Source organism: Streptomyces sp. N50 (assembly GCF_033335955.1).
Taxonomy (GTDB): Bacteria; Actinomycetota; Actinomycetes; order Streptomycetales; family Streptomycetaceae; genus Streptomyces.
The window spans coordinates 8,220,307-8,244,475 of the sequence record NZ_CP137549.1 but is presented as its reverse complement, the minus strand read 5'-3'; the positions used below and the strand labels follow the sequence as shown (position 1 = coordinate 8,244,475).

The following is a 24,169-nucleotide window of genomic DNA, read 5'->3' as shown; positions in this document are numbered from 1 at the left end:
GTGCCGAGCGTACGGGGATCTCGCGGGCGCGAAGAAGCGGCGGGGACACGACGGCCCCCGCCCGGCTCCTCAGTCCTCCAGCCGTGCCACGCGCCCCTTCTCCCCCGCCGCCCAGCAGCCCAGGTCCGCCGCGCAGTCGACCGTGTCGTACGAGCCGGTGTCGACCGTCTTCCAGGTTCGGCCGGCGTCGGTCGTGAGGTCGGTGCCCGTGGGGCCGACCGCGAGGGCGGTGCCGCGGCTGCGGGGCAGCCAGGTGACGCCGGAGCGGTAGGCGGGCGGCGGGATCGTGGCAGGGCTCCAGGTGCGGCCGCCGTCGCCCGTGACGGCCGCCGCCTGGGGTGACGGGGCGCCCGCGTTGAAGTCGCCGCCGACCGCGAGGCCGTGCGTACGGTCGCGGAAGGCGAGGGCGAACACCCCGCGCGCGGGGTCACCGGCCGGGATCGGCGTGTCGGTCGCCGTCCAGGTGAGGCCGCGGTCGGCGGAGTGCAGGACACGCGCGCGTGCACCCCCGCCGGTGGCCAGCCACACATCACGGGGCCCCGAACTCACCAGGCACTGACCGCTCGCCGCGAAGCCCGCCTCGCCGTCGAGCGCGGCCGGCATCCCGGTGTTCGGCAGCACCTTCCAGGAGCGGCCGCCGTCGCCGGTCGACAGGATGCGGAACCTGCCGTCCACCGGGTCGCTCATCGCGAGGCCGTGGCGGCTGTCGAAGAAGGTCATGCAGTCGTAGAAGGCGTTCGCGTCGGTGTTGCGGAACGACTCCGTCCAGGTCGCCCCGGCGTCGTCGGTGCGGTAGACGCGGGAGGTCTCGCCCTCGCCGATCGCCAGGACCACCGCGCGGCGCGCGTCGAACGCCTCGATGTCCCGGAACTGGAGATCCGCGGCGCCGGGCGGCGAGACGTTCCGCCAGCTCGCCCCGCCGTCGGTCGTGCGCAGCACCGTGCCCGCGGTCCCCGCCACCCACGCGGTGTTCCGGCTGACCGCCGACAGCCCCCGGAACCGCACGTCGGCGGCCCCGCTGTCCTTGAGCTCCCAGTGCGGAGCCCGGTGCGCCGTGTCCCGCGCCTGCGCCGGTACGGCGGTCAGCGCGGCCAGCGCCGCCCCGCACGCCATGGCCACGGCCACGTTCCGGTACGTACGTCCCACCCGTCGCGTCTTCCCCATGCGCCTCATGGCGGGCGAAGCTAGCCCACTCACCGAAGGCCGTCCAGATGCCCGCGCCCGCCTTGGGCGCATATGGGCGGCGGTGACAGAGGTCACTCGAAATTCATGTGCACGGATCGGCCCGTTCCGGCGTCTCTTCCAGTGCGGACCCATCCACTCGGGGGTCCGCTCCGGAATACGTACGGGAGTCCGTCCGGTCGTCACCGCAGTTCGCACCGCCGTCACACAAGGGAGCAAGGCGTTGTCCATCGTCATCGAGCAGCCCGTAGAGGCCCGTCTCGTCGCCGCCGCACCGCGGATGCCGAGCATTCCCGCCACCCTGCACTACGACCGGCGGGACCCCTTCGCCGTCCGGATGACCTTCCCGGCGCCGGCCACCCTGGAGGGCGTCGAGGTCTGCTGGACCTTCGCCCGCGAACTCCTCGCCGCCGGTCTGCACGGCGCCGAGGGCCATGGCGACGTGCGGGTGCGGCCCTACGGCTTCGACCGCACCGTCCTGGAGTTCCACGCCCCCGAGGGGACCGCCGTCGTGCACGTCCACTCGTCCGAGATACGCCGCTTCCTGCAGGCCACCGGCGAGCTGGTGCCCGCCGGTCTCGAACACCTCCAGCTCGACCTGGACCACGACCTCGCCGAGCTGATGCGGGACGCCTGCTGAGCTAGTTCCCCCGTGCCAGCAGGGAGTTGAGCTCGCCGTAGCCGAGCCCTCCCGTCTGCGCGCCGTAGGTACCCGTGTCCAGCAGCTCCCGCGCGGCACGGCGGACCACGGCGTACGCGGCCGCCGCGATGCTGGAGCCCGCGCTCACGCGCGCGACGCCCAGCGCGGCCAGTTCGGCGACCGGCGGTGCGCCGGGGCCGACCAGCACATTGAGCGGCGCGTCGATCCCGTCGGCGAGTTCCTTGACCGTTCCCGGTTCGACGGCCCCGGGGACGAAGATCCCGTCGGCGCCCGCGGCCTTGAACGCGGCGGCCCGCTCCAGGGTCGCGTCCACTCCCCCGGCACCCCGCAGAAACGTGTCGATGCGCGCGTTGACGAACAGCGGCACGCCCTCCGCGTCGGCGGCCTCACGCGCGGCGGCGATGCGCTCGGCCTGCTCGGCGACCGGACGCAGGACGCCCTCACCGCCGTAGAGCGCGTCCTCGATGTTCACCCCCACCGCGCCCGCCGCGAGCACCGCGCGGACCGTGTCGGCGACCCCCGCCGGGTCCTTCGCGAAGCCGCTCTCGATGTCGGCGCTCACCGGTACGGCCACGCTCGCGGTGATGCGGGCGACCGCCTCCAGGGCCCGCTCCCGGTCCAGCCGGTCGCCGTCCGCCACGCCGAGGGCCCAGGCCAGGCCCGCGCTGGTGGTCGCCACGGCGGACGCGCCCGCGTCCTCGACGATGCGGGCGCTCGCGGCGTCCCAGGCGTTCGGGAGGATCAGCGGATGTCCCGGCACATGCAGCGCGCGGAAGGCCAGAGCCCGGTCACGGAGGGTGTTCTGGTTCGTCATGCGCCCCACTCAAGCAGGCGCGGGCGCGCTCTGGCTGGCAGGAATCCGACATCGGCGTGCGGGTCGCGGGCTCCCGTTAAATGCGTTGACAGCCCCCCGGGGCCGTTCGTAGCGTTGCCCTTGCTTCTGTTGCCGTCGATCGGAGTAGGACGTTGCTCGTCTGAGGTTCTGAGACACCGCGTCACACACCCCTGAGGTGTGTCCGCCGTGTACGACCTCGGCGTCCGAGCCGTCCTCCGGAACAGGGCCTTTCCCTCTGCCTCCGGGACCAGTCTCCCGCCTCGCGGTGTCTCGATACGCGTCTGCCCCTGACCGCGTCAAGCACCCACGAGGCCCGCATGCATACCTCCGTCACCTGTACGTCCCTCTCCTTCGCCTGGCCCGACGGGACCTCCGTCTTCGAGGACCTGGACGCCGCCTTCGGACCCGGCAGGACCGGGCTCGTCGGTGTCAACGGCTCGGGGAAATCAACCCTGTTGAAGCTGATCGCCCGTCAACTCACCCCGGCCGACGGCACCGTGCGCCTCGCGGGCGAGGTCGGCTACCTCCCGCAGAACGTCACGCTCGACACCGCCCTGCGCGTCGACGAGACCCTCGGCATCGCCGCTCGGCGCGCCGCCCTGCACGCCATCGAGGCCGGTGACGCGGCCGAGGAGCACTTCGAGACACTCGGCGACGACTGGGACGTGGAAGAAAGGGCCATCGCCACACTCGGCGAACTCGGCCTGGGACACATCGACTTGGACCGCACCATCGGCGAGGTCTCGGGCGGTGAGTCCGTACTCCTGCGGCTGGCCGCGCTGTTGCTCGGACGGCCGGACGTCCTGCTCCTCGACGAGCCGACGAACAACCTCGACCTGTACGCGCGCAGGCGGCTGTACGCGGCCGTCGCGTCCTGGCCGGGAGTGATGATCGTGGTCAGCCACGACCGTGAACTCCTCGACCTCGTCGACCAGATCGCCGATCTGCGCTCCGGCGGGATCACCTGGTACGGCGGCAACTACTCCGCCTACGAGGAGGCCCTCACCACCGAACAGGACGCCGCGACACGGATGGTGCGCGTCGCCGAGGCGGACTTCCGCAAGCAGAAGCGCGAACTGTCCGACGCCCAGGTCAAGTTGGCCCGGCGCAAGAAGTACGGGCAGAAGATGTTCGAGCAGAAGCGCGAGCCGAAGATCGTGATGGGCGCGCGCAGGCGGGCCGCGCAGGAGTCCGCGGGCAAGCACCGCATCCTGCACGAGGAGCGGCTCGCCGACGCGAAGGAACGGCTCGACGAGGCGGTGGAGGCCGTACGGGACGACGACGAGATCCGCGTGGAACTGCCGTACACGGCCGTACCGCCGGGCCGTCAGGTCCTGACCCTCATGGACCTGGAACTCGCGTACGGCGCGCGGGCGGGCGGCCTCGATCTGCGCGGGCCGGAGCGGATCGCGCTGATCGGGCGCAACGGCGCGGGCAAGACGACGCTGCTGCGGACGATCGCCGGGGAGCTGGAGCCGGTGGCGGGCGAAGCGGTGACACATGTCCCGCTGCGCTTCCTGCCGCAGCGGCTCGACGTCCTCGACGACGGGCTGACCGTGGCGGAGAACGTGGCCCGGTTCGCGCCGGGCGCCACCAACAACCGGGTCCGGGCGCGGCTCGCCCGCTTCCTGTTCCGGGGTGCCCGCGCCGACCAGCAGGCGGCGACCCTGTCCGGCGGCGAGCGCTTCCGGGCGGCGCTGGCCGCGCTGATGCTCGCGGAGCCCGCCCCGCAGCTGCTGATGCTGGACGAGCCGACGAACAACCTCGACATGGCGAGCGTGCGGCAGCTGACCTCGGCGCTGGAGTCGTACGAAGGGGCGTTGATCGTGGCCAGTCACGACGTGCCGTTCCTCGCGTCGATCGGCATCACGCGCTGGCTGCTGCTGGACGGGGAGCTGCGGACGATCACGCCGGAGGAGGTGGAACACCCGGCCTGAGGTCTTCGGTCGCCCCTCCGGGGGTCTTCGGTCACCCCTCCTGAGGCGTTCGGCGCGCATCTCAGGAGGGCCACAGCCTCACGTGAGGGGTTTTGTCGGCATGGACGGGTGACGCATGATGGCCAACCGGTGCCCCGACAACGGCGCCGAAACGATCCCGCCGATACGGAGTCCCGCTCGTGCCCAGCAAGAAGGCCCTCGTCCGCCGCCCCAGCCCGCGCCTGGCCGAAGGGCTGGTCACGCACATCGAGCGGGAGAAGGTCGATGTCGAGCAGGCACTCGAGCAGTGGGAGGCGTACGCGCACGCGCTGCGGGTGCACGGCTGGGAGACGATCGAGGTGGATCCGGCCGACGACTGCCCCGACTCCGTGTTCGTCGAGGACGCAGTGGTCATGTACAAGAACGTGGCGCTGATCTCGCGGCCCGGCGCCGAGTCCCGGCGCGAGGAGACGGGCGGGGTCGAGGAGGCGGTGGCCCGGCTCGGCTGCTCGGTGAACTGGGTCTGGGAGCCGGGCACCCTGGAGGGCGGTGACGTCCTCAAGGTCGACGACACGATCTACGTCGGCCGGGGCGGGCGGACGAACGCGGCCGGCGTCCAGCAGCTGCGGGCCGTGTTCGAGCCGCTCGGGGCGCGGGTGGTCACCGTGCCCGTGAGCAAGGTGCTGCATCTGAAGTCGGCGGTGACCGCGCTGCCCGAAGGGACGGTGCTCGGGCACATCCCGAAGGTGGACCGGCCCTCGCTCTTCCCGCGCTTCCTGTCGGTGCCCGAGGAGGCCGGCGCCCATGTGGTGCTGCTCGGCGGCGACAAGCTGCTGATGGCGGCGAGCGCGCCCAAGACGGCCGACCTGCTCAGCGATCTCGGCCACGAGCCGGTCGTGGTGGACATCAGCGAGTTCGAGAAACTCGAAGGATGTGTGACGTGCCTCTCGGTCCGGCTCCGGGATCTGTACGCCTGAACGGGTGACACAACCGCCCGTTCGGCGCCGGGACCTGCGGTCCTGCGACCGTGCGGGATTCCCCGGCAATACGGCCTGAACAGCGATCTTTACAGCGTCCTTAACCTACGGTCACGTAACCTACGGTTTCGTAGCCTACGATTCCGTAAGTTGCACAGGTCCCGGCACCGCTCGCCGGTTTGTTCAGTTTTGTACGACGTCCCCCTGGAGTCCTCGTGACGATCACTTCCCCGCACCTCGGCAGCCCCGCAGTCTGGACCGACGCCAAGCTGCTGTACGCGTTGGAAGAAGTCGTCGAGACGGAGCTCAACCGGCACCTCAAGGTCACCAAGGACTGGATGCCGCACGAGTACGTGCCCTGGAGCGACGCCCGGAACTTCCCGGGCTTCTTCGAGGACGGCGAGGCCTGGGGCAAGGAGCAGTCCAAGGTCACCGAGATCGGCCGCATCGCCCTCGTCGTGAACCTCCTTACGGAGGACAACCTCCCCAGCTACCACCACGAGATCGCCTCCCTCTTCGGCCGCGACGGCGCCTGGGGCACCTGGGTGCACCGCTGGACGGCGGAGGAGGGCCGGCACGGCATCGTCATGCGGGACTACCTGCTCGCCTCCCGCGCGGTCGACCCGGACAAGCTCGAAGCGTTCCGCATGCAGCACATGAGCGAGGGCTTCGAGTCGGACAACCGGCACTCGATGCTGCACTCGGTCGCGTACGTCGCCTTCCAGGAGCTGGCCACGCGCGTGTCGCACCGCAACACCGGCCACCAGTCCGGCGACCCGGTCTGCGACCGCATGCTGGCCCGCATCGCGACCGACGAGAACCTCCACATGGTCTTCTACCGCAACCTCCTGAAGGCCGCGTTCGAGCTCGCCCCCGACCTCACCATGCAGGCCGTGCGCGACGTCCTCGTCAACTTCCGGATGCCCGGTCACGGCATGCCCGGCTTCGAGCGCTTCGCCGCGCAGATGGCCATCGGCGAGGTCTACAACCTGCGCATCCACCACGACGACGTCATCCAGCCCGTCCTGCGCTTCCTCAAGGTCATGGAGATCGACGGCCTCGGCCCCGAGGGCCAGCAGGCCCAGGAGGAGATCGGCCTCTACATGGGCGGCCTCGACTCCGAGGCGTCCAAGTTCGACGAGAAGCTGGCGACCCGCAAGGCCCGCATGGCGGCGCGCGCCAGCGCCTGACGGGTCTCGCCTCCGTAAGCGAGCGAGGACTTCGGGGCTGTCGGCCGTACCAGGCCGTCGGCCCCGTTCCGCTGTCGCCGACCGGATCACCGGTCGGCGATCATCAGTCATCGGTCAGCGTGAGGTGCGCCGGATCTCCAGCCGTTCCTTCTCCGACAACCCGCCCCACACCCCGAAGCGTTCGTCGTTGTCGAGGGCGTACTCCAGGCAGGCCGAGCGGATCGGGCACATGCCGCAGATCCGCTTGGCCTCCCTGACGGAGCTGCCGGGTTCGGGGAAGAAGAAGTCCGCCCCGGTCTGCGCGCACAACGCCTCCTGCTGCCAGTCCAGGTCGGGCGAGGTGATCGTGTCGATGTGCATGGCCAGGATCGTGCCGTGCGTCGAAAAACGTTCGATCAACGTGGGATCAACGCCGCGCTCCGGGGCCTCCGGCCACCCCGATGGTGGCGCCGCGCCCGCACCGACGCACGGCGGCGCGCGGAACCGGTGTGAAAACACGGAGAACTTCAGCGGTCACCGAGGGTGACCAACGCCGTATCCGCGAACCGCTGCCCCACTGCGGCAGCGATTGTCAGTGGGCGGTGCAAGACTCGGCACTGCAGAGAACGGGCCCCTTCAACGAGGAGGGCAATGATGCTCACCACCCGTTTCGTCAACGGCGCTCCCAACTGGCTGGACGTCGGCTCCCCCGACATCGACAGCGCCATCTCCTTCTACGGCGGTCTCTTCGGCTGGCAGTTCCAGTCGGCGGGACCCGAGGCCGGCGGCTACGGCTTCTTCCAACTCGACGGCAGGACGGTCGCCGGCGGCATGCCCCTGCCCGCCGAGCACGACGCGTCCGCCTGGACCGTGTACTTCCAGAGCGCGGACGCGGAGGCCACGGCCAAGGCGGTGGAGCAGGCGCACGGCGCGGTCCTGTTCCAGCCGATGGACGTGTTGGGCCAGGGCCACATGGCGATCCTCAGGGACCCGGCGGGCGCGGCGTTCGGCATCTGGCAGCCGGGCCAGATGAAGGGTATTGACGTCGCGGGCGACCCCGGTTCGCTGACCTGGGTCGAGCTGTACACACCGGATGTCGCCGCGGCGGCCGCGTTCTACGACGCCTCGCTCGGTCTGGAGACCTCCGCCGCGCCCATGCCGGGCGGCGACTACACCTGCCTCAACGCGTCCGGGGCCGGTGAGGACGCGATGTTCGGCGGTGTCGTCCCGCTCGACTTCGACCCGACCGGCGCGGCCTCGGGGGCGTACTGGCTGGCGTACTTCGAAGTCGCCGACGCGGACGCGACCGTGGCCAAGGCGCTGGAGACGGGCGGCAAGGTCACCATGCCGGCCACCAGCATGGAGGGCGTCGGCCGCATCGCCCAGCTCACCGATCCGCACGGCGCCCGCTTCGCCGTCATCAAGAGCGAGGCTCCGCAGGGCTGACGGCCCCGATTCAGCGGGCCGGCCGGCCGGCGATTCGGCGGCCGACAGGCCAGTCCCACGCGGACGTACGGGCACGGCACGGCTCACGCCCGGGCACTGCTCACGCGGAGGCGCGGTGGACCAGTGTGGTCGGCAGGATCACGCTGGACGGCGCGCCTCCGATGCCGTCGCGGACGCCCCGGCGGTCGAGGCCGCGCAGCAGCAGACGGGCCATCAAGCGGCCCATCTCCTCTATGTCCTGGCGGACCGTCGTGAGCGGTGGTTCGGTCTGTTCGGCGACCGGCAGCATGTCGTCGAAGCCGATCACCGCCACGTCCTCAGGCACCCGCAGCCCCTCCTCGCGCAGCACCTTCATGGCACCGTACGCGGTGAGGTCGTTGGCGGCGAACACGGCGTCCACGTCGGGGCAGTTGTCGAGGAGCTCCCGCATGGCGCGCTCACCGCCGCCCGGGGTGAAGTCGCTCTCCACGATCAGCCGCGGATCGACGTCGACCATGACGTCCCGGAACCCGTCGAGCCGGTCCACCGCGGAGGTCTGGTCGAGCGCGCCGGTGATGTGCGCGATCCGGGTGCGGCCGAGCCCGACGAGATGCCGTACGGCCTCGCGGGCGCCACCCCGGTTGTCACAGTCGACGTACACCGTGGGTCCGGAGGCGCGTGTCCCCTCGCTCCAGCCGGGCCGGCCGCCGAACACGGTCGGGACACCGGCCCGTTGGATCAGCCCGGGCAGCGGGTCGTCGAGGTGCAGGGAGAAGACGAGCGCGCCGTCGACATGGCCGCCGGCGAGATACCGGCCGACACGGGCATGGTCGTCGCGGCCTTCCGTGAGGAGCAGCACGAGTTGGGAGTCGTGGGCTGTCAACTCCTTGCTGATACCCCGGAGTTGCATGGCGAAGAAGGGATCCGCGAAGACACGGGTCTCCGGTTCCGCGATCACCACGGCGATGGCGTCGTGCCGCTTCGTCACCAGGCTCCGCGCGGCCTGGTTGGGGACGTACCCGAGTTCGTCCACGGCCTGCCGGACCCGCTCGACGAGCGATTCCCGCACCCCGTCCCCGCCGTTGACCACCCGGGAGACGGTGGCCCGCGACACCCCCGCCCGCGCGGCCACGGCCTCCAGCGTGGGGCGCGGTGCTGTCTCGGTCACGTGTGGACCCCTCCTCGATGATGCGGATCAGGATAGCCGCGGCGGAACCTGATGGTGAGAGCGCTCCCAATACACGGTCCCCATCCCGCTCCCCCTGCCGAGCGCACCCTCGTCGACCTCGACCGGCCCTCCCCTCACCCCAGCAGATCCACCCGCCGCCCGACCCCGTCCCGCTCCGCCCGCTCATACGCCAGCCACGCCAACGCCAGGTCCTGCCACGGCAGCCCGACCGGCGCGTAGACAGAACGCGCACCGGCATCGGTCCGCCCCGGATGGTCCCCGCGCAGTACGTCGCCGAGCGTGGTGTCGATGTCCGTCGGGGTCAACGCGCGGACGGACTCGACCAGTTGGCGGTCGTCGACGACGACCAGCGCCGCGTCCAGCAGGTCGGGGGCGAGTTCCCGCTTGCCCGGCTCGTCGGCGCCCAGGCTGGTGAGGTGCTGTCCCTCCCGGGTGTCCGCGAGGGACAGCAGCGGGGTGCGGGACCAGGTGGCCAGCAGGACGATGTCGGCGGCCGAGGCGATCTCCTTCGGGGAGCCCAGGACCCGGCCGCCGTGCCGTACGGCGAACTCGGTCGCGCGGTCCAAGTCCGTGTCGTGGACGACCAGTTCGCCGTACGACCGCAACGCGCCCAGCCCCCGCACCATCAACTCGCCCTGCGCGCCCGCACCGATGACCCCCACCACCGCACCCTCCGCCGACCCCGCGAGAGCATCCGTGCCCAGGGCTGCCGCGAGCCCCGTGCGCCACGCGGTCACCGTCGCGGAGTCCAGCAGGGCGAGCAACTCGCCGTCCACGCCGCTGTGCAGGCAGAGCACGCCTCTCAACGCGGGGCGCGCGTCAGGGAACTTGGCGTTGACCTTCACCGTGTAGGCCTCGATGCCGGGGAGCAGTCCGGGCATCAGGGCGGTGGCCGTCCCGGGGAACGGCAGGTCGGTGCGCACCCGTTGGCCCGGGATCGCCACCGGGGCCCCTACGGCGAGGAAGCCGGCCCGCAGCGCGGCGAGGCAGGCCGAGGGTTCCAGCAGGGCGGCCAGGTCGCTCCGGGTCAGCAGGCGAGTCATGCGTTCATGATCCGTCAGACGCGGAGTCGGTGCCCGAGTCGGCGGCGGGGTCATCGGCGGAGCCGACAGCGGCATCTGGGCCTGGATCCGGGGCAGTTGAGGCCTTCTTCGCCCTGCTCGGCTGCACCCGCTTCGGCTCCCCCGGCATCTTCGGATACTCCGGCGGATACGGCAGATCTCCCAGCCCGTGGTCGTGTTCGTCGCGGCGGGCGAGTTCGAGGAGGGCGTCCAGGGAGTAGCGGTGGTCGTCCATGTCGGCGTGCACGTCGCCGAGTTCGGCGAAACGCGCCGGCATGGTTGCGAGGTCGAAGTCCCGGGGGTGCGCGGTACCGACCTCGTCCCAGCGGAGCGGGGCCGAGACGGGGGCGTGCGGGCGGGGCCGTACGGAATAGGCGGAGGCGATGGTGCGGTCGCGGGCGGTCTGGTTGTAGTCGACGAAGATGCGTTCGCCGCGTTCTTCCTTCCACCACTTGACGGTCACCTGGTCCGGCATCCGGCGGGCCAGCTCCCGGCCGACCGCGATGGCCGCGCGGCGGACCTGGGTGAAGGTCCAGCGCGGCTCGATCGGTACGAAGACGTGCAGGCCGCGGCCGCCGGAGGTCTTGGGGAAGCCCTTCAGGCCGCCGAACTCGTCGAGCACGGCGCGGAGTTCATGGGCGGCGCGGACCGCGTCGTCGTAATCCGTGCCGGGCTGCGGGTCGAGGTCGATGCGGAGTTCGTCGGGGCTGTCGACGTCGGCGCGGCGGACCGGCCAGGGGTGGAAGGTGAGCGTGCCGTACTGGGCGGCCCACAGCACGGCGGCTTCCTCGGTGGGGCACATCTCGTCGGCGCTGCGTCCGCTGGGGAAGGTGATGTGGGCGGTCGGGATCCAGTCGGGCATGTTCTTGGGCGCCCGCTTCTGGAAGAAGTTCTCGCCCTCGACCCCGTCCGGATAGCGCTCCAGGGTGGTGGGTCGGTCGCGCAGCGCGCGGAGGATTCCGGGGCCGACCGCGATGTAGTACCGGGCGAGGTCCAGCTTGGTGAAGCCGCGCTCCGGGAAGAAGATCTTGCCTGGGCTGGACAGCCGTACGGTCCGGCCGCCCGCCTCCAGTTCCACCGCTTCGCCCATGCGAGCCACCGTAGGCCCGGCGCACGGACATCGCACACCGGGCGGCGAGCGACGTACGAGCGCAGAATCGGAACCATGGATCTGCCGGTGATGCCGCCCGTGAAGCCCATGCTCGCCAAATCGGTGGCGAGGATTCCGCCGGGCATGCACTACGAGGCGAAGTGGGACGGCTTCCGGGCGATCGTGTTCCGGGACGGCGGAGAGATCGAGTTGGGCAGCCGTACCGGAAAGCCGCTGACCAGGTACTTTCCCGAACTGGTCGAGGCCCTGAAGGAGCGCGTGCCGGAGCGCTGCGTCCTGGACGGGGAGATCGTGATCGCGCGGGACGGGCGACTGGACTTCGACGCGCTGAGCGAACGCATCCACCCGGCCGAGTCGCGGGTGCGGACGCTGGCCGAGCGGACCCCGGCCTCCTTCGTCGCCTTCGACCTGCTGGCCCTGGCCGACGAGTCGCTGCTGGACGTGCCGCTCGGCGACCGTCGGGCGCTCCTCGAACGGGCGCTGTCCGGCGCGACCGCACCCGTGCATCTCGCCCCCGCGACCACCGACATCGAGGTGGCTCAGCGGTGGTTCGAGCAGTACGAGGGCGCCGGGCTCGACGGTGTCGTCGCCAAGCCGCTGGACCTGCGCTACCGCCCGGACGAACGCGCGATGTTCAAGATCAAGCACGAGCGGACCGCGGACGCCGTCGTCGCGGGCTACCGCCTCCACAAGAGCGGCCCCGTCGTGGGCTCACTCCTTCTCGGCCTCTACGACGGCCAGGGGACCCTGCAACACGTGGGCGTGTCCGCCGCCTTCACCATGAAACGGCGCGCCGAGCTCATCGAGGAACTCGCGCCCCTGCGCATGGACGACCCGGCCGGGCATCCGTGGGCGGCCTGGGCGGAGGAGGCCGCGCACGAGTCGGCCCGGCTGCCGGGCGCCCCGAGCCGCTGGTCCGGCAAGAAGGACCTCTCCTGGGTGCCGCTCCGGCCGGAACGGGTGGCCGAGGTGGCGTACGACCACATGGAGAACGGCGCGCGCTTCCGGCACACGGCGCGTTTCCGCCGCTGGCGCCCCGACCGCACGCCCGACAGCTGCACATACGCGCAGCTGGAGGAGCCGGTCCGTTACGACCTCGCGGAGATCCTCGGCCCGTAGAAATCGCGGGATTCGCGGGACGCCCGGAACCCTCCGGACCGACCCCCTCCACATTTTCCAGTGAGCCGATCGGCGCAATCAGCGCGCACAATCACAACCGAGCGGGTATGGCCACCAATGAACTTATAAGCGCACAATCGAAAACACAGACTTGGTGGCAACGGTGGGCATGGGACGAAGGGCGCCTGAGCGGCGCGGCGCGAGAAGAGCGGCGCTGCTGGCCGCCACGATGACGGCCTCCCTGGCAGTGGGCTGCACGGCACATCACGGCAGCCCCGTCGACGACGGGCGCGGACAGACCCGGCCCCCGACACAGACCCCGGCCCAGAGCCCGAGCGCCGGCGGCACGGTAGCGCCCGCCGCCGATCCCCTGCTCGCGGTGAAGATCGACAATGTGCCCGCGGCCCGCCCGCAGACGGGTCTGGACTCGGCGGACATCGTGTACGCGGAGCAGGTCGAGGGCGGGCTGAGCCGGCTGATGGCGGTGTTCGCCACCAAGCTGCCCAAGTCCGTCGGCCCGGTGCGCAGCGCCCGCGTGTCCGACCTGGAGCTGCTGCGCCAGTTCGACGACCCGACGCTCGCCTTCTCGGGCGCGCAGCACAAGCTCCTGCCGCTGATCGCCAAGGCCCCGCTGCGATCGGCGTCGCCCGACGAGGTGGCCAGCGCCTACTACCGGGGCGTCGACAAATCAGCCCCGCACAACCTCTATCTCCACCCGAACAAGCTGTTCTCCTCCGCCCCGGGCGCGGCGGCCCTGACGACCGGCTTCCGCTACGGCGCGGCCCCTGCGGGCGGCAAGCCCACCGCCTCCCGCACCGTGCGCTACCCGGCGGCCCGCTTCACCTTCACCTGGTCCGGGAGCAAGCACCGCTGGCAGGTCAGCGAGGACGGCACGCCCACCGTCCTGACCGACGGCAAGCGGCTGGCTCCGGCGACGGTCGTCGTGCAGTACGTGAAGATCCGCAAGTCCAAGTACCACGACGTCCTCGGCAACAACACGCCGTACACCGAGACGGTCGGATCCGGAAAGGCGGACGTCCTACGGGACGGCCGTACGTACAGCGTCGACTGGAAGCGCCAGAAGGCCACGGACGGAACGCAGTTCACGACCTCGGACGGAACACCGATGAACTTCGCGAAGGGCCAGGTCTGGGTGGTCTTCGCGAAGTCCTGAACAGGGCCGGCCAAAGCGCGCCCCTTCAGGGGCGCGGGGCGGTATCAATATGCGGCTCCGCCGCGTGGGCGCGACCAGCCCCCACCGCCCCGCAGACAACGAATCGCCCAGCCCGCTACCGCCGCGCAGCGAGGGGCTCCGCAGGATTCCGGAGCCCCTCCGCCGCATCCGACACCCGCTGGATGAGGTCGAAGAAGACCCCCTGTTCCTCGGCGGAGAGCGGCGCCAGAAACACCTGGTTCATCCGAGCCGTCCGCACGACCAGCTTGCGATGGACCCGCACCCCGTCATCGGTGAGCCGCAGCAGAAACCGCCGCCCGTCCCGCGCATCCCGCACCTTGTCCAGCAACCCGCGCCTGATCAGCCGGCTGATCACCTCCGCGATGGTGGACCGGTCCAGACCCACCCGCTCCCCCGCCGTCCGCTGGTCGAGCCCCGGCTCGTCGGCGAGCGCGTTGAGCACCGCGAACTGCGGGGAGGTGATCTCCTCGGAGACCATGGTGTTCCACAGCAGATAGTGCGCCTGCTGGAGTCGCCGGGCGAGGTGCCCGGGGTGGGTGGTGAGGTCCACCGCGGCCATGTGCCCTCCCGACGTCATATTCATCCGTGCACTGAACGATACCCGGAGGCCCCGGGAGCGAGTCCAGCCTCGCGCGCGGTCCTGACCCGGCACTTCTCCCAGGTCTTGACGGCGGGCCCCCACAGTGGCAGCGTGAAGGAAACTTCACCGAAATGCTCAGTGCCCTGATGATCTGCTGACCGGGCGCTCGAACGGGACGGAGCTTCACGGATGGACAAGGTGGTCGCCACAGCCGACGAGGCCGTGGCCGATGTGCCGGACGGAGCGACGCTCGCGGTCGGCGGCTTCGGGCTGAGCGGTGTGCCGAACGTACTGATCCAGGCTCTCTACGAGCGCGGTACGACCGGCCTGGGCGTGGTCTCCAACAACTGCGGGGCGATGGAGTCCGGCCTCGCCGTCCTCCTCTCCGCCGGGCGGATCGCACGGGTGACCGGCTCCTACATCGGCGCCAACAAGGAGTTCGCCCGCCAGTACCTCGCCGGGGAGCTGGAGGTCGAGATGATCCCCCAGGGCACCCTCGCGGAGCGACTGCGCGCGGGCGGTGCGGGCATCCCCGCCTTCTACACCCCCGCCGGGGTCGGCACGCAGGTCGCCGAGGGCGGACTGCCCTGGCGCTACGACGGCTCCGGCGGCGTCACGCTCGCCTCCCCGGCGAAGGAGGTGCGGGAGTTCGACGGCACCGAGTACGTCCTGGAGCGCGGGATCCGCACCGACTTCGCCCTGGTCCGCGCCGCGAAGGGCGACCGGCACGGCAACCTCGTCTTCAACAAGTCCACCCGGAACTTCAACCCCCTCGCGGCGATGGCGGGCAAGGTGACGATCGCCGAGGTGGAGGAGCTGGTCGAACCCGGCGAGATCGACCCGGACGCGGTGCACCTGCCCGGGATCTTCGTGCAGCGGGTGGTGGCCCTCACCCCCGAGCAGGCCGCCGACAAGCGGATCGAGCAGCGGACGGTGAGCAGCTGATGGCCTGGACACGCGAGGAGATGGCGGCCCGCGCGGCGCGCGAACTCCAGGACGGGCAGTACGTCAATCTCGGCATCGGCCTGCCGACCCTGATCCCCAACTACCTCCCGCCGGGCGTCGAGGTGATCCTGGAGTCCGAGAACGGCATCCTCGGCACCGGCCCCTATCCGACCGAGGACCAGGTCGACCCGGATCTGATCAACGCCGGCAAGGAGACCGTGACGGTTCTGCCCGGCGCCTCCTTCTTCGACTCGGCGCTCTCCTTCGGGATGATCCGGGGCGGGCACATCGACGTCGCCGTGCTGGGCGCGATGCAGGTGTCGGCGGGCGGTGACCTGGCGAACTGGGCGATCCCCGGCAAGATGATCACCGGGATCGGCGGGGCGATGGACCTCGTGCACGGCGCCCGCACGGTCATCGTCGTGATGACCCATGTGGCGAAGGACGGCTCCCCGAAGATCCTCACGGAGTGCGCGCTGCCGCTCACGGGCAAAGCGTGTGTGAACCGAGTCATCACCGATCTCGGCGTGATCGACGTGTCACCCGACGGTCTCGTGCTGATCGAGACCGCGCCCGGCGTGAGTGTCGAGGAGATCGTCGCCAAGACCGACGCGAAACTCACCATCACGGAAGGCCTGCTGTGAACCCGGTCTACATCGTCGACGCCGTCCGCACCCCCATCGGCAGGTACAGCGGAGGCCTCGCCTCGGTCCGTCCCGACGACCTCGCGGCCCACGCCCTCCGGGAACTCCTCGCCCGCACGCCCGACTTGGACCGGTCCCGCATCGACGACGTCTACTTCGGCAACGCCAACGGCGCCGGCGAGGAGAACCGCAACGTCGCCCGCATGGCCGGCCTCCTCGCGGGCCTGCCCACCTCCGTGCCGGGCGTGACGGTCAACCGGCTCTGCGCCTCCGGCCTCGAAGCGGTCATCCAGGCGGCCCGCGCGATCGCGGTCGGGGACGCCTCCATCGCCGTGGCGGGCGGGGTGGAGTCGATGACCCGCGCGCCGTACGTGCTGCCCAAGTCGGACCGGCCCTTCCCCGCCGGGCACACGGAGTTGTACTCGACCACGCTCGGCTGGCGCATGGTCAACCCGGCCATGAACCCGGAGTGGACCATCCCGCTCGGCGAGAGCGCGGAGCTGATCGCCGACAAGCACAAGATCGGCCGCGAGCAGCAGGACGAGTTCGCGCTCGCGAGTCATCAGAAGGCGGCACAAGCGCAGGCGGCCGGCCTCTTCGACGGCGAGATCGCCCCCGTCGCCATCCCGCAGCGCAAGGGCGACCCGGTCCTCTTCGGCGCCGACGAGTCCGTACGGGCGGACGCGTCCCTCGCCGCCATGGCCAAGCTCAAGCCGTCGTTCCGCACGGAGAACGGGACGGTCACCGCGGGCAACGCGTCGCCGCTCAACGACGGTGCCGCGGCCCTGCTGTTGGTCGACGAGGAAGGGCTCAAGGCGACCGGTCGTCAGCCCCTCGCCCGCGTCTCCGCGACCGGCGTCTCGGCGATCGACCCGCAGTACTTCGGACTCGCTCCGGTAGAAGCCGTCAACCGCGCACTCACCAAGGCGGGCAAGGGATTTGACGACCTGTCAGTCCTGGAGCTCAACGAGGCATTCGCCGCGCAGGTGCTCGGATGTGTCGCCGAGTGGCCCGAGTTCGACCCGGCGATCCTCAACCCCCAGGGCGGAGCCATCGCCCTCGGCCATCCGCTCGGCGCCTCCGGTGCCCGCCTCGCCGGCACCGTCGCCCACCAACTCGCCCGCAAGGGCACGGGAGTTGGCGTCGCGACCCTCTGCATCGGCGTGGGCCAGGGCCTGGCCCTCGTCCTCGAACGGTAGGAACCGGGACGGCAGCAACCGGAACGGCAGGAACTCGAACGGCAGGATCCCCCATGGCTCTCACCCAGCACGACATCGACCTCGAAATAGCGGCCGAGCACGCGACGTACGAGAAGCGGGTCGCCGACGGCGCGCCGGTCGAGCACCACCCGCGCCGCGACTACGCCCCATACCGTTCCTCGCTGCTGCGCCACCCGAAACAGCCGCCGGTCACCATCGACGTCTCGAAGGACCCGGAGCTGGTGGAGCTGGCCTCGCCCGCGTTCGGCGAGCGGGACATCACGGAGATCGACAACGACCTCACCCGGCAGCACAACGGCGAGCCGATCGGGGAGCGGATCACCGTCTCCGGGCGGCTGTTGGACCGGTCCGGGCGGCCGATCAGCGGCCAGCTGGTCGAGATCTGGCAGGCGAACTCGGCCGGCCGCTACGCCCACCAGCGCGAGCAGCACGACGCCCCGCTGGACCCCAACTTCACCGGTTTCGGGCGCACGTTGACCGACGACGAGGGCAACTACCGCTTCACGACCGTCCAGCCGGGCCCCTACCCCTGGCGCAACCACGTCAACGCCTGGCGACCGGCGCACATCCACTTCTCCATGTTCGGCACGGCGTTCACCCAACGGCTCGTGACGCAGATGTACTTCCCGAGCGACCCGCTGTTCCCGTACGACCCGATCATCCAGTCGGTGACGGACGACGCAGCACGGCAGCGCCTCGTCGCGACGTACGACCACAGCCTGTCGGTGCCCGAGTTCTCGATGGGCTACCACTGGGACATCGTGCTCGACGGCCCGCACGCCACCTGGATCGAAGAAGGACGCTGACCCGCCATGACGAAGATCGACACGAGCCGCCCGGAGTCCGTGCTGCCGACCCCGTCGCACACGGTCGGCCCCTTCTACGGCTACGCGCTGCCGTTTCCCGGCGGCGGTGACATCGCGCCCGTCGGACACCCGGACACGATCACCGTCCAGGGCTACATCTACGACGGCGAGGGCAACCCGCTGCCCGACGCCTTCGTGGAACTCTGGGGCCCCGACCCCGAGGGCAACCTCTCCACGACCGACGGATCGATCCGGCGCGACCCGGCCAGCGGCGGCTACCTCGGCCGCAACGGCGTGGAGTTCACCGGCTGGGGCCGCATCCAGACGGACGCCAACGGCCACTGGTACGCACGGACACTGCGACCGGGTGCGCGCGGCGGGAACGCCCCGTACCTCAGCGCGTGCGTCTTCGCGCGCGGACTGCTGGTGCACCTCTTCACCCGCGTCTACCTCCCGGGCGACGACGCCGCGCTCGCCGCGGACCCGCTGCTGTCCGGGCTGGACCCGGCGCGGCGCGGCACGCTGATCGCCCAGGACGACGGCAAGGGCACATACCGTTTCGACATCCGCCTTCAGGGCGAAGGCGAAACGGTCTTCCTGGAGTTCCAGTGACACCTGCCGACCCGTCGGACACCGGCCTGCTCGCCCCCGGGTGGACCGGCTCCCCCGCCGCGTCCGCGACGAGCGACACCGCGTATCTACGGGCCCTGCTCGACGCGGAGTCCGCCCTCACCCGCGCCCAGGCCGCCCTGGGTCTCGCCCCCGCCGAGGCGGCGACGGCGGTGACGACCGCGGCCGACGCCGACCGCTTCGACATCCGCTCCCTCGTGGACCGGTCCAGGGCCGGCGGAAACCCGGTGATCCCGCTGGTCGCGGATCTGACGAAGGCGGTCGGCGGGGAGTACGGCCCGTACGTCCACCGGGGTGCGACCAGCCAGGACATCATGGACACGGCCACGATGCTGGTCGCGTCCCGCACCCTGGACCTGGTCCTGACCGACCTGACCCGCACGGAGCACGCGCTGGCCCGACTGGCCGCCGCTCACCGTGACACCGCGATGCCGGGCCGGACACTCACCCAGCACGCCGTACCGACGACGTTCGGGCTGAAGGCGGCCGGGTGGCGGTCGCTGGTGCTCGACGCGCGGGATCGCGTGCGGGCGGTAAGGGGCACGCTGCCCGTCCAACTCGGCGGCGCGGCGGGCACGTTGGCCGCCTTCACGGCGTACGGCGCCGAGGACGCACTGGCACTCCCGGATGCCTACGCCCGCGAACTCGGCCTGGCGGCACCGCTGTTGCCCTGGCACACACTCCGGACGCCGATCGCCGACCTCGCCGGGTGCCTGGCCTTCGCGGCGGGCGCGCTGGGCAAGGTCGCCGCCGACGTCCTCGTCCTGTGCCGTACGGAGATCGCCGAGGTCTCCGAGGGCAGCGGCGGCGGCTCATCGGCCATGCCGCACAAGGCGAATCCCGTACGGTCCACGCTGATCGCCGCCGCCGCGCGCCGGGCACCGCAGCTCGCGGCCGTCCTCTACGGCTCGCTGGTCGCCGAGGACGAGCGGCCGGCCGGGGCCTGGCACGCCGAGTGGGAACCGCTCAGGGACCTGCTGCGGCTGGTCGGCGGGGCAGCGCGCGATGCCGCCGAACTGACCGAGGGGCTGCGGGTGCACCCCGACGTGATGCGTGAACACCTGGATCTCACCCATGGGTTGATCGTCTCCGAGCGGCTGTCGGCCGAACTGGCGCCGCTGCTGGGCCGGACCCGGGCGAAGGAACTGCTCACGGAGGTCGTCCGGCGGACGTACGCCGAGGGCCGTTCGCTCGCTGAACTCCTCGCCGAGGAGCCGGAGTTGAAGGATCTCGCCCTCTCCGCACTCACCGACCCCGCCCGTTACACGGGTTCCGCCGGAGCCCTCACCGACCGTGCCTTGGAGCGACGTTGACCGAGAAACTCCTCAACTTCCGTGCCGAGGGCCCCGATTCCGCGCCCCCGCTGCTGCTCGGGCCCTCGCTGGGCACGTCGTACGCCCTCTGGGACAAGGTCGCGCCCGAACTGTCCGTCACCCACCGGGTGATCCGCTGGGACCTCCCCGGGCATGGTGGTTCGGCACCCGGGTTGATCGGTCCCGGGGCGACCGTAGGAGACCTCGCGGATCTGGTGCTGGCGCTGGCCGACTCCCTCGGGATCGACCAATTCGCTTACGCGGGTGTGTCGTTGGGGGCGCGGTCGGTCTGCACCTGGCCGTACATCACCCCGAGCGGGTCGCGTCGCTCGCCGTGATCTGTTCCTCGGCGCACTTCAACGGGGCGAAGCCGTGGGAGGAACGGGCCGCGCGGGTACGGAGCGAGGGGCTTGGCTGGCTGGTGGAGAGCGCCGACTCCCGTTGGTTCACGCCCGGGTTCACCGTCCCGGAGCTGGTGGCCGACCAGGGTGCCGCCGACCCGGCCGCGTACGCCGCGTGCTGTGACGCGCTGGCCGCGTACGACCTGCGGTCGCGGCTTCCCGAGATCAGCGCGCGGACGCTGGTGATCGCCGGTCGCGAGGACCCGGCGACCCCGCCGGCGCATCTGCGGGAGATCGCGGACGCGGTGGCGGGCTCGGCGCTCGTGGAGATCCCGGGTGCCTCGCATCTCGCCCCCGCGCAGTGCCCGGAGGCGGTGCTCACGGCGCTGCGGGCGCACCTTGACGGGAGTGCGCGGCGTGGGATGGAGGTACGGCGTGAGGTGCTCGGTGACGCCCACGTGGATCGGGCCCAGGCTCGGCAGACGCCCTTCACCGCCCGCTTCCAGGACTTCATCTCCCGGTACGCGTGGGGGGAGATCTGGACCGATCCAACGTTGTCGCGGCGTGAGCGGAGCATGATCACACTCACCGCGTTGATCGCACATGGGCATGACGACGAGTTGGCGATGCATGTGCGGGCGGCTCGGCGTAATGGGCTCACGCCGGAGGAGATCGGGGCGGTGCTGTTGCAGAGTGCGGTGTATTGCGGGGTGCCTGCGGCGAACTCGGCGTTCGCTGTGGCGCAGCGGGTGTTGGCCGAAGAGGCCGACTAAGGGGGTGGGGCGGCTTGTTGTGTGTCGACTGCGGCCCCGGTGGGGGCTGGTCGCGCAGTTCCCCGCGCCCCTGAAGACGGGGCCGGCCTGTGTTCTTCAGGAGCGCGCAGTTCCCCGCGCCCCTGAAGACGGGGCCGGCCTGTGTTCTTCAGGAGCGCGCAGTTCCCCGCGCCCCAAAGACTTGGGCCGGGCTGTGCTTTCAAGGGCGCGCAGCTCCCCCCGCCCTAAAGACATGGGCGGGCCTGCGTTTTTAAGGGGCGCGGGGAACTGCGCGACCAGCCCCCACCGGCCCGCAGCCAAGAAACGACTCACCGCAACCCCCTCCCCGTCTCCAACACCTCCCGCGCCTGCGCCACCAACCCGTCCGCCCCGCACGAACGCGCAAGCGTCAGCCCCCTGTTGATCTCCGCCACGGACCGCGCGGCGATCCCGTACTCCACCCGCGCCGCCGCATGCTCGTACTGGCACGGCGAGGACTCCAGGTAAGCGACGGCCTGCGCCGCGAGGCGCACCGCCCGCTGCCCCGTTTCCAGCGAAGCGGCACAGCGGAGGGCCTCCCCGATCGCCGTGTCCGTGCCGAAGTGTTCGGCCTGGCGGCGCGCGTCCGAGGCGAGTTGGGCCGCGCGGGTCGGGTCCTCGACGGCGAGCGCGCGGGCGAGGTCCACGGCCCAGGGGACGAGGACCGGGTTGTGGTGGCCGCGTACGGTCGCCGCCTTCGCGGCCTGTTCCAGTTCGTTGATGCCGTCCTTCGTGCGGCCGACGGCGAGCAGGAGTCGGCCTCGCACGCAGCGCGGGTCGGGCAGCACGATGGTGGACGGGTACGGCGGTGTGAAGCCGTACTGTTCGGCGGTCGCCCAGGCCTCCTCGACATGGCCGCGGGCCAGCAGCGTGTCGACCAGGTTGCAGGTGGCCGACCAGTACAGGGGCAGCCCGCGGCCGACGCGCTCGGCGAGGCGCAGGGACTCGCGCAGCGAGATCTCGGCGTCGCGGAGGCGGCCGCGCCTGCGGTGGCCGAGGCCGATGTAGGCGTGCGCCAGCGAGAGGTGGCCGCCGCTCCAGCCCGCGGAGACGTACGCGCGCAGGGCTTCGTTGTACAGGCTCTCCGCGCGGTCCAGGCGGTCGGTGTAGGCGTACGCGCTGGCGAGCATCATGAGGATCTCGATGCCCCACTCGGTGTCGGTCCAGCCGAGTCCGGGGGCGAGCCGTCCGTTGACGAGGGCGCGGTCGCAGACCTCGGCGACCTCCTCGGCGTTCTCGCCGTGGGTCATGGCGTCGAAGCCGCGCAGGATCAGCAGGGCCCGCTCGGAGTTGTCCCGGCCGGTGCAGGTGCCGGCGAGTGCGGCGAGCCGCTCGGAGCGTCCCGGGGAGATGCCCTCGCCCGCGTGGATGCCCTCCCACATGAACTGCACGGCCTGGAGCCGCATCCGGGCGGCGCCCGGTTCGTACCGGGCGGCCTCCGCCTCGACGGTGCGGACGGCCTCCTCCAGCTGGTTGTTGTGGAGCAGGGCCTGGGAGAGGCGGAAAACGGCGTCCACGCGCGCGTGGCCGTCGAGGCCGGGCATGCCGAGGGCGGTCTGGAGGTGGCCGATGGTGGTGGCGGGCGCGGTGAGCAGGGTGGCGCAGCCCAGTTCGAAGAGCACGTGCGCGTGGGTCTCGGCGAGCGGCGGCTCCAGGAGGGCGCGCTCCAGACAGCGGCGGGCGGCGTCGGGGGCGCCGATGGAGAGGTGTTCGCGGGCCGCCTCGCGCAGCTGCTCGACGAGTTCCTGGTCGTCGTCCGGGTGCACCTTGAGGAGGTGCCGTGAGGCGGAGGCGGCGCCGAGCCCGGAGTCGGTGACGACCTGGGCGGCGATGCCGTGCATGGCCGTACGCACGCCGCCCGGGATGGAGTCGTAGACGGCGCTGGCGATCAGCGGGTGGACGAACTCCAGCTCCCCGGCGCCGGCTTGGGACGCGACGGGGTCGGGTGCGGTGAGGATGCGGGCGGTGCGCAGCAGCTCGGCGCAGCAACCCGCCTCCTCGCGGCTCATGGTGGCGAGCTTGGCGACCAGGTTCACGGAGATGCCGGTGCCGAGGATGGCAGCGGCCCAGGCGAACCGGGTGGCCTCGAAGCCCAGGTCGTCCAGGCGGGCGACGAGTCCGCCGCCGCGCGCGGAGCGGTTGAGCTCGCGCAGTTCGGTGGCCGCGTCCTCGACGGGTTCGAGTCCGCTGTCCTGCACCTTGGCGAGGAGTTCGACGGTCTCGTACGGGTTGCCGTCGGTGACCGCCCACACCTCGCGGCAGAACGCGCCGTCCGCGTGCGGGCCGAGGGTGGCGCGGGTGAGGCCCGCGGTGGCCCTCGGGGTGAGGGATTCCAGGACGGTGGCCGGCGGTCCGGCCGCGGCGGCGATGGCGTCCAGGTAGCGGGCGCTCTCGCCGCTGACCTCGCCGGGCCTGCGGGCGACCACGAGCAGGACGGACAGGTCGTCGAGGCGTTCGGCGAACGCGGCGAGCCAGCGCAGGGTCTCCTGGTCGGCCCAGTGGGCGTCGTCGACGATCAGGACCAGTGGCCAGACGCGCTTGGCGAGCCGGCGCACCGCGGCGACCAGTCCGTCGCACACGCCCTGCGGGTCGGGCTGCCGCTCGCCGGGTTCGGTGACACCGAGGGCGGGGCCCGCGATGTCGTACCAGTCGCCGAGGTACTCGCGGATCTCCTCGGGCATCAGCGAGATCAGGGCGGGCTGCAGCAACTGCCGTACGACGTTGAAGGGGACGGACCTGAGGGTCTCGCCGCCGCGGGCCTGCCAGACCTGGCAGCCGCGTGCCTCGGCGATACGGCGGGTCTCGGCCAGGAGCGCGGTCTTGCCGAACCCGGCCTCCCCCCGGACCATCAGCAGGCTGCCCGAGGACGACTCGTCGGCGCGCAGCCGGTCGATCGCCTCCGCCACACCGGCGACTTCCTCGTCGCGCTCCCACAGGGAGGCCGAGGCGGCCTCCGGAGGTCGTTCCTCCGTCATCCCGAAACCTCCCCAGTAGCCCGAACGACGTACAGCCCTTGAGCGTAGCCGTCCGGATGCCGAAGTGGAGGCCGGTCCGGGGAG

Annotated in this window: 21 protein-coding genes and 1 pseudogene; 14 read left to right on the top strand and 8 right to left on the bottom strand. The window is 71.4% G+C overall.

The features are described from left to right. Positions 1-69: 69 nt before the first annotated feature. The gene (locus tag R2B38_RS36610) at positions 70-1,164 is read right to left on the bottom strand and encodes an oxidoreductase (RefSeq protein WP_318020093.1); all 1,095 of its coding nucleotides are present in this window, start codon (positions 1,162-1,164) and stop codon (positions 70-72) included. Positions 1,165-1,405: 241 nt separating this feature from the next. Between R2B38_RS36610 and R2B38_RS36605 the strand changes: the two genes are divergently transcribed. Continuing rightward, positions 1,406-1,822, top strand: a complete 417-nt coding sequence (locus R2B38_RS36605) for an SsgA family sporulation/cell division regulator (protein WP_318020092.1) — start codon at positions 1,406-1,408, stop codon at positions 1,820-1,822. Position 1,823: 1 nt separating this feature from the next. On the opposite strand, the gene R2B38_RS36600 is transcribed toward R2B38_RS36605, so the two are convergent. Next, positions 1,824-2,657, bottom strand: coding sequence for an isocitrate lyase/phosphoenolpyruvate mutase family protein (locus R2B38_RS36600; protein ID WP_318020091.1), 834 nt, complete (start codon positions 2,655-2,657; stop codon positions 1,824-1,826). A 338-nt stretch (positions 2,658-2,995) separates the two neighbouring features. Between R2B38_RS36600 and R2B38_RS36595 the strand changes: the two genes are divergently transcribed. The 3 genes from R2B38_RS36595 (at position 2,996) to R2B38_RS36585 (ending at position 6,761) form a co-directional block, all read left to right on the top strand. Then, positions 2,996-4,615 (top strand): ABC-F family ATP-binding cassette domain-containing protein, encoded by a 1,620-nt coding sequence (locus R2B38_RS36595; protein WP_318020090.1) that lies wholly within the window; start codon positions 2,996-2,998, stop codon positions 4,613-4,615. Between the two features lie 179 nt (positions 4,616-4,794). Then, positions 4,795-5,571, top strand: coding sequence for a dimethylargininase (gene ddaH / locus R2B38_RS36590; RefSeq protein ID WP_318020089.1), 777 nt, complete (start codon positions 4,795-4,797; stop codon positions 5,569-5,571). Between the two features lie 215 nt (positions 5,572-5,786). Beyond that, entirely contained in the window at positions 5,787-6,761 is a 975-nt protein-coding gene (locus R2B38_RS36585) for an acyl-ACP desaturase (RefSeq protein ID WP_033281713.1), read from the top strand. A gap of 114 nt (positions 6,762-6,875) precedes the next feature. On the opposite strand, the gene R2B38_RS36580 is transcribed toward R2B38_RS36585, so the two are convergent. Continuing rightward, complete coding sequence (locus tag R2B38_RS36580; protein WP_199810972.1) at positions 6,876-7,121, bottom strand: WhiB family transcriptional regulator; 246 nt, start codon at positions 7,119-7,121, stop codon at positions 6,876-6,878. 273 nt (positions 7,122-7,394) lie between these two features. Between R2B38_RS36580 and R2B38_RS36575 the strand changes: the two genes are divergently transcribed. After that, positions 7,395-8,186, top strand: coding sequence for a VOC family protein (locus R2B38_RS36575; RefSeq protein ID WP_318020088.1), 792 nt, complete (start codon positions 7,395-7,397; stop codon positions 8,184-8,186). A gap of 100 nt (positions 8,187-8,286) precedes the next feature. Here R2B38_RS36575 and R2B38_RS36570 read toward each other — a convergent pair whose 3' ends face one another. The 3 genes from R2B38_RS36570 to ligD form a co-directional block, all read right to left on the bottom strand. Further along, positions 8,287-9,333, bottom strand: coding sequence for a LacI family DNA-binding transcriptional regulator (locus R2B38_RS36570; RefSeq protein WP_033281711.1), 1,047 nt, complete (start codon positions 9,331-9,333; stop codon positions 8,287-8,289). Between the two features lie 134 nt (positions 9,334-9,467). Beyond that, on the bottom strand, positions 9,468-10,397 hold the full coding sequence (locus R2B38_RS36565; RefSeq protein ID WP_318020087.1) for an ornithine cyclodeaminase family protein: 930 nt from the start codon (positions 10,395-10,397) through the stop codon (positions 9,468-9,470). Between the two features lie 4 nt (positions 10,398-10,401). After that, positions 10,402-11,505, bottom strand: a complete 1,104-nt coding sequence (gene ligD / locus R2B38_RS36560; protein WP_318020086.1) for a non-homologous end-joining DNA ligase — start codon at positions 11,503-11,505, stop codon at positions 10,402-10,404. Positions 11,506-11,580: 75 nt separating this feature from the next. Between ligD and R2B38_RS36555 the strand changes: the two genes are divergently transcribed. Together R2B38_RS36555 and R2B38_RS36550 are read left to right on the top strand one after the other, a co-directional pair. Further along, positions 11,581-12,645 (top strand): ATP-dependent DNA ligase, encoded by a 1,065-nt coding sequence (locus R2B38_RS36555; protein ID WP_318020085.1) that lies wholly within the window; start codon positions 11,581-11,583, stop codon positions 12,643-12,645. A 169-nt stretch (positions 12,646-12,814) separates the two neighbouring features. Next, positions 12,815-13,819: a DUF3048 domain-containing protein gene (locus tag R2B38_RS36550; RefSeq protein ID WP_318020084.1), complete on the top strand. Its 1,005-nt coding sequence runs from the start codon at positions 12,815-12,817 to the stop codon at positions 13,817-13,819. 115 nt (positions 13,820-13,934) lie between these two features. Here R2B38_RS36550 and R2B38_RS36545 read toward each other — a convergent pair whose 3' ends face one another. Beyond that, positions 13,935-14,399: a MarR family winged helix-turn-helix transcriptional regulator gene (locus R2B38_RS36545; RefSeq protein WP_318020083.1), complete on the bottom strand. Its 465-nt coding sequence runs from the start codon at positions 14,397-14,399 to the stop codon at positions 13,935-13,937. 210 nt (positions 14,400-14,609) lie between these two features. Here R2B38_RS36545 and R2B38_RS36540 point away from each other — a divergent pair, with 210 nt between their 5' ends. The 7 genes and pseudogenes from R2B38_RS36540 (at position 14,610) to pcaD (ending at position 21,092) form a co-directional block, all read left to right on the top strand. Continuing rightward, positions 14,610-15,365: a CoA transferase subunit A gene (locus R2B38_RS36540; RefSeq protein WP_033281707.1), complete on the top strand. Its 756-nt coding sequence runs from the start codon at positions 14,610-14,612 to the stop codon at positions 15,363-15,365. Then, complete coding sequence (locus R2B38_RS36535; RefSeq protein ID WP_318020082.1) at positions 15,365-16,009, top strand: CoA transferase subunit B; 645 nt, start codon at positions 15,365-15,367, stop codon at positions 16,007-16,009. Before R2B38_RS36540 ends, R2B38_RS36535 begins: the two co-directional genes overlap by 1 nt. Further along, positions 16,006-17,208: a thiolase family protein gene (locus R2B38_RS36530; protein WP_318020081.1), complete on the top strand. Its 1,203-nt coding sequence runs from the start codon at positions 16,006-16,008 to the stop codon at positions 17,206-17,208. The genes R2B38_RS36535 and R2B38_RS36530 overlap by 4 nt, the downstream gene beginning before the upstream one ends. A gap of 53 nt (positions 17,209-17,261) precedes the next feature. Next, positions 17,262-18,035, top strand: a complete 774-nt coding sequence (gene pcaH, locus R2B38_RS36525; RefSeq protein ID WP_318020080.1) for a protocatechuate 3,4-dioxygenase subunit beta — start codon at positions 17,262-17,264, stop codon at positions 18,033-18,035. A gap of 6 nt (positions 18,036-18,041) precedes the next feature. Next, entirely contained in the window at positions 18,042-18,647 is a 606-nt protein-coding gene (pcaG, locus tag R2B38_RS36520; RefSeq protein ID WP_318020079.1) for a protocatechuate 3,4-dioxygenase subunit alpha, read from the top strand. Beyond that, a complete protein-coding gene (gene pcaB, locus R2B38_RS36515) occupies positions 18,644-19,978 on the top strand; it encodes a 3-carboxy-cis,cis-muconate cycloisomerase (protein ID WP_318020078.1) in 1,335 nt (444 codons plus the stop codon). Before pcaG ends, pcaB begins: the two co-directional genes overlap by 4 nt. Then, positions 19,975-21,092 (top strand): annotated as a pseudogene (gene pcaD, locus R2B38_RS36510) (3-oxoadipate enol-lactonase). The gene pcaB and the pseudogene pcaD overlap by 4 nt, the downstream one beginning before the upstream one ends. 308 nt (positions 21,093-21,400) lie before the next feature. Here pcaD and R2B38_RS36505 read toward each other — a convergent pair. Further along, positions 21,401-24,085 carry an ATP-binding protein gene (locus tag R2B38_RS36505; protein ID WP_318020077.1) on the bottom strand — a complete coding sequence of 895 codons (2,685 nt, stop codon included), beginning with the start codon at positions 24,083-24,085 and terminating at the stop codon, positions 21,401-21,403. Between the last annotated feature and the right edge of the window lie 84 nt (positions 24,086-24,169).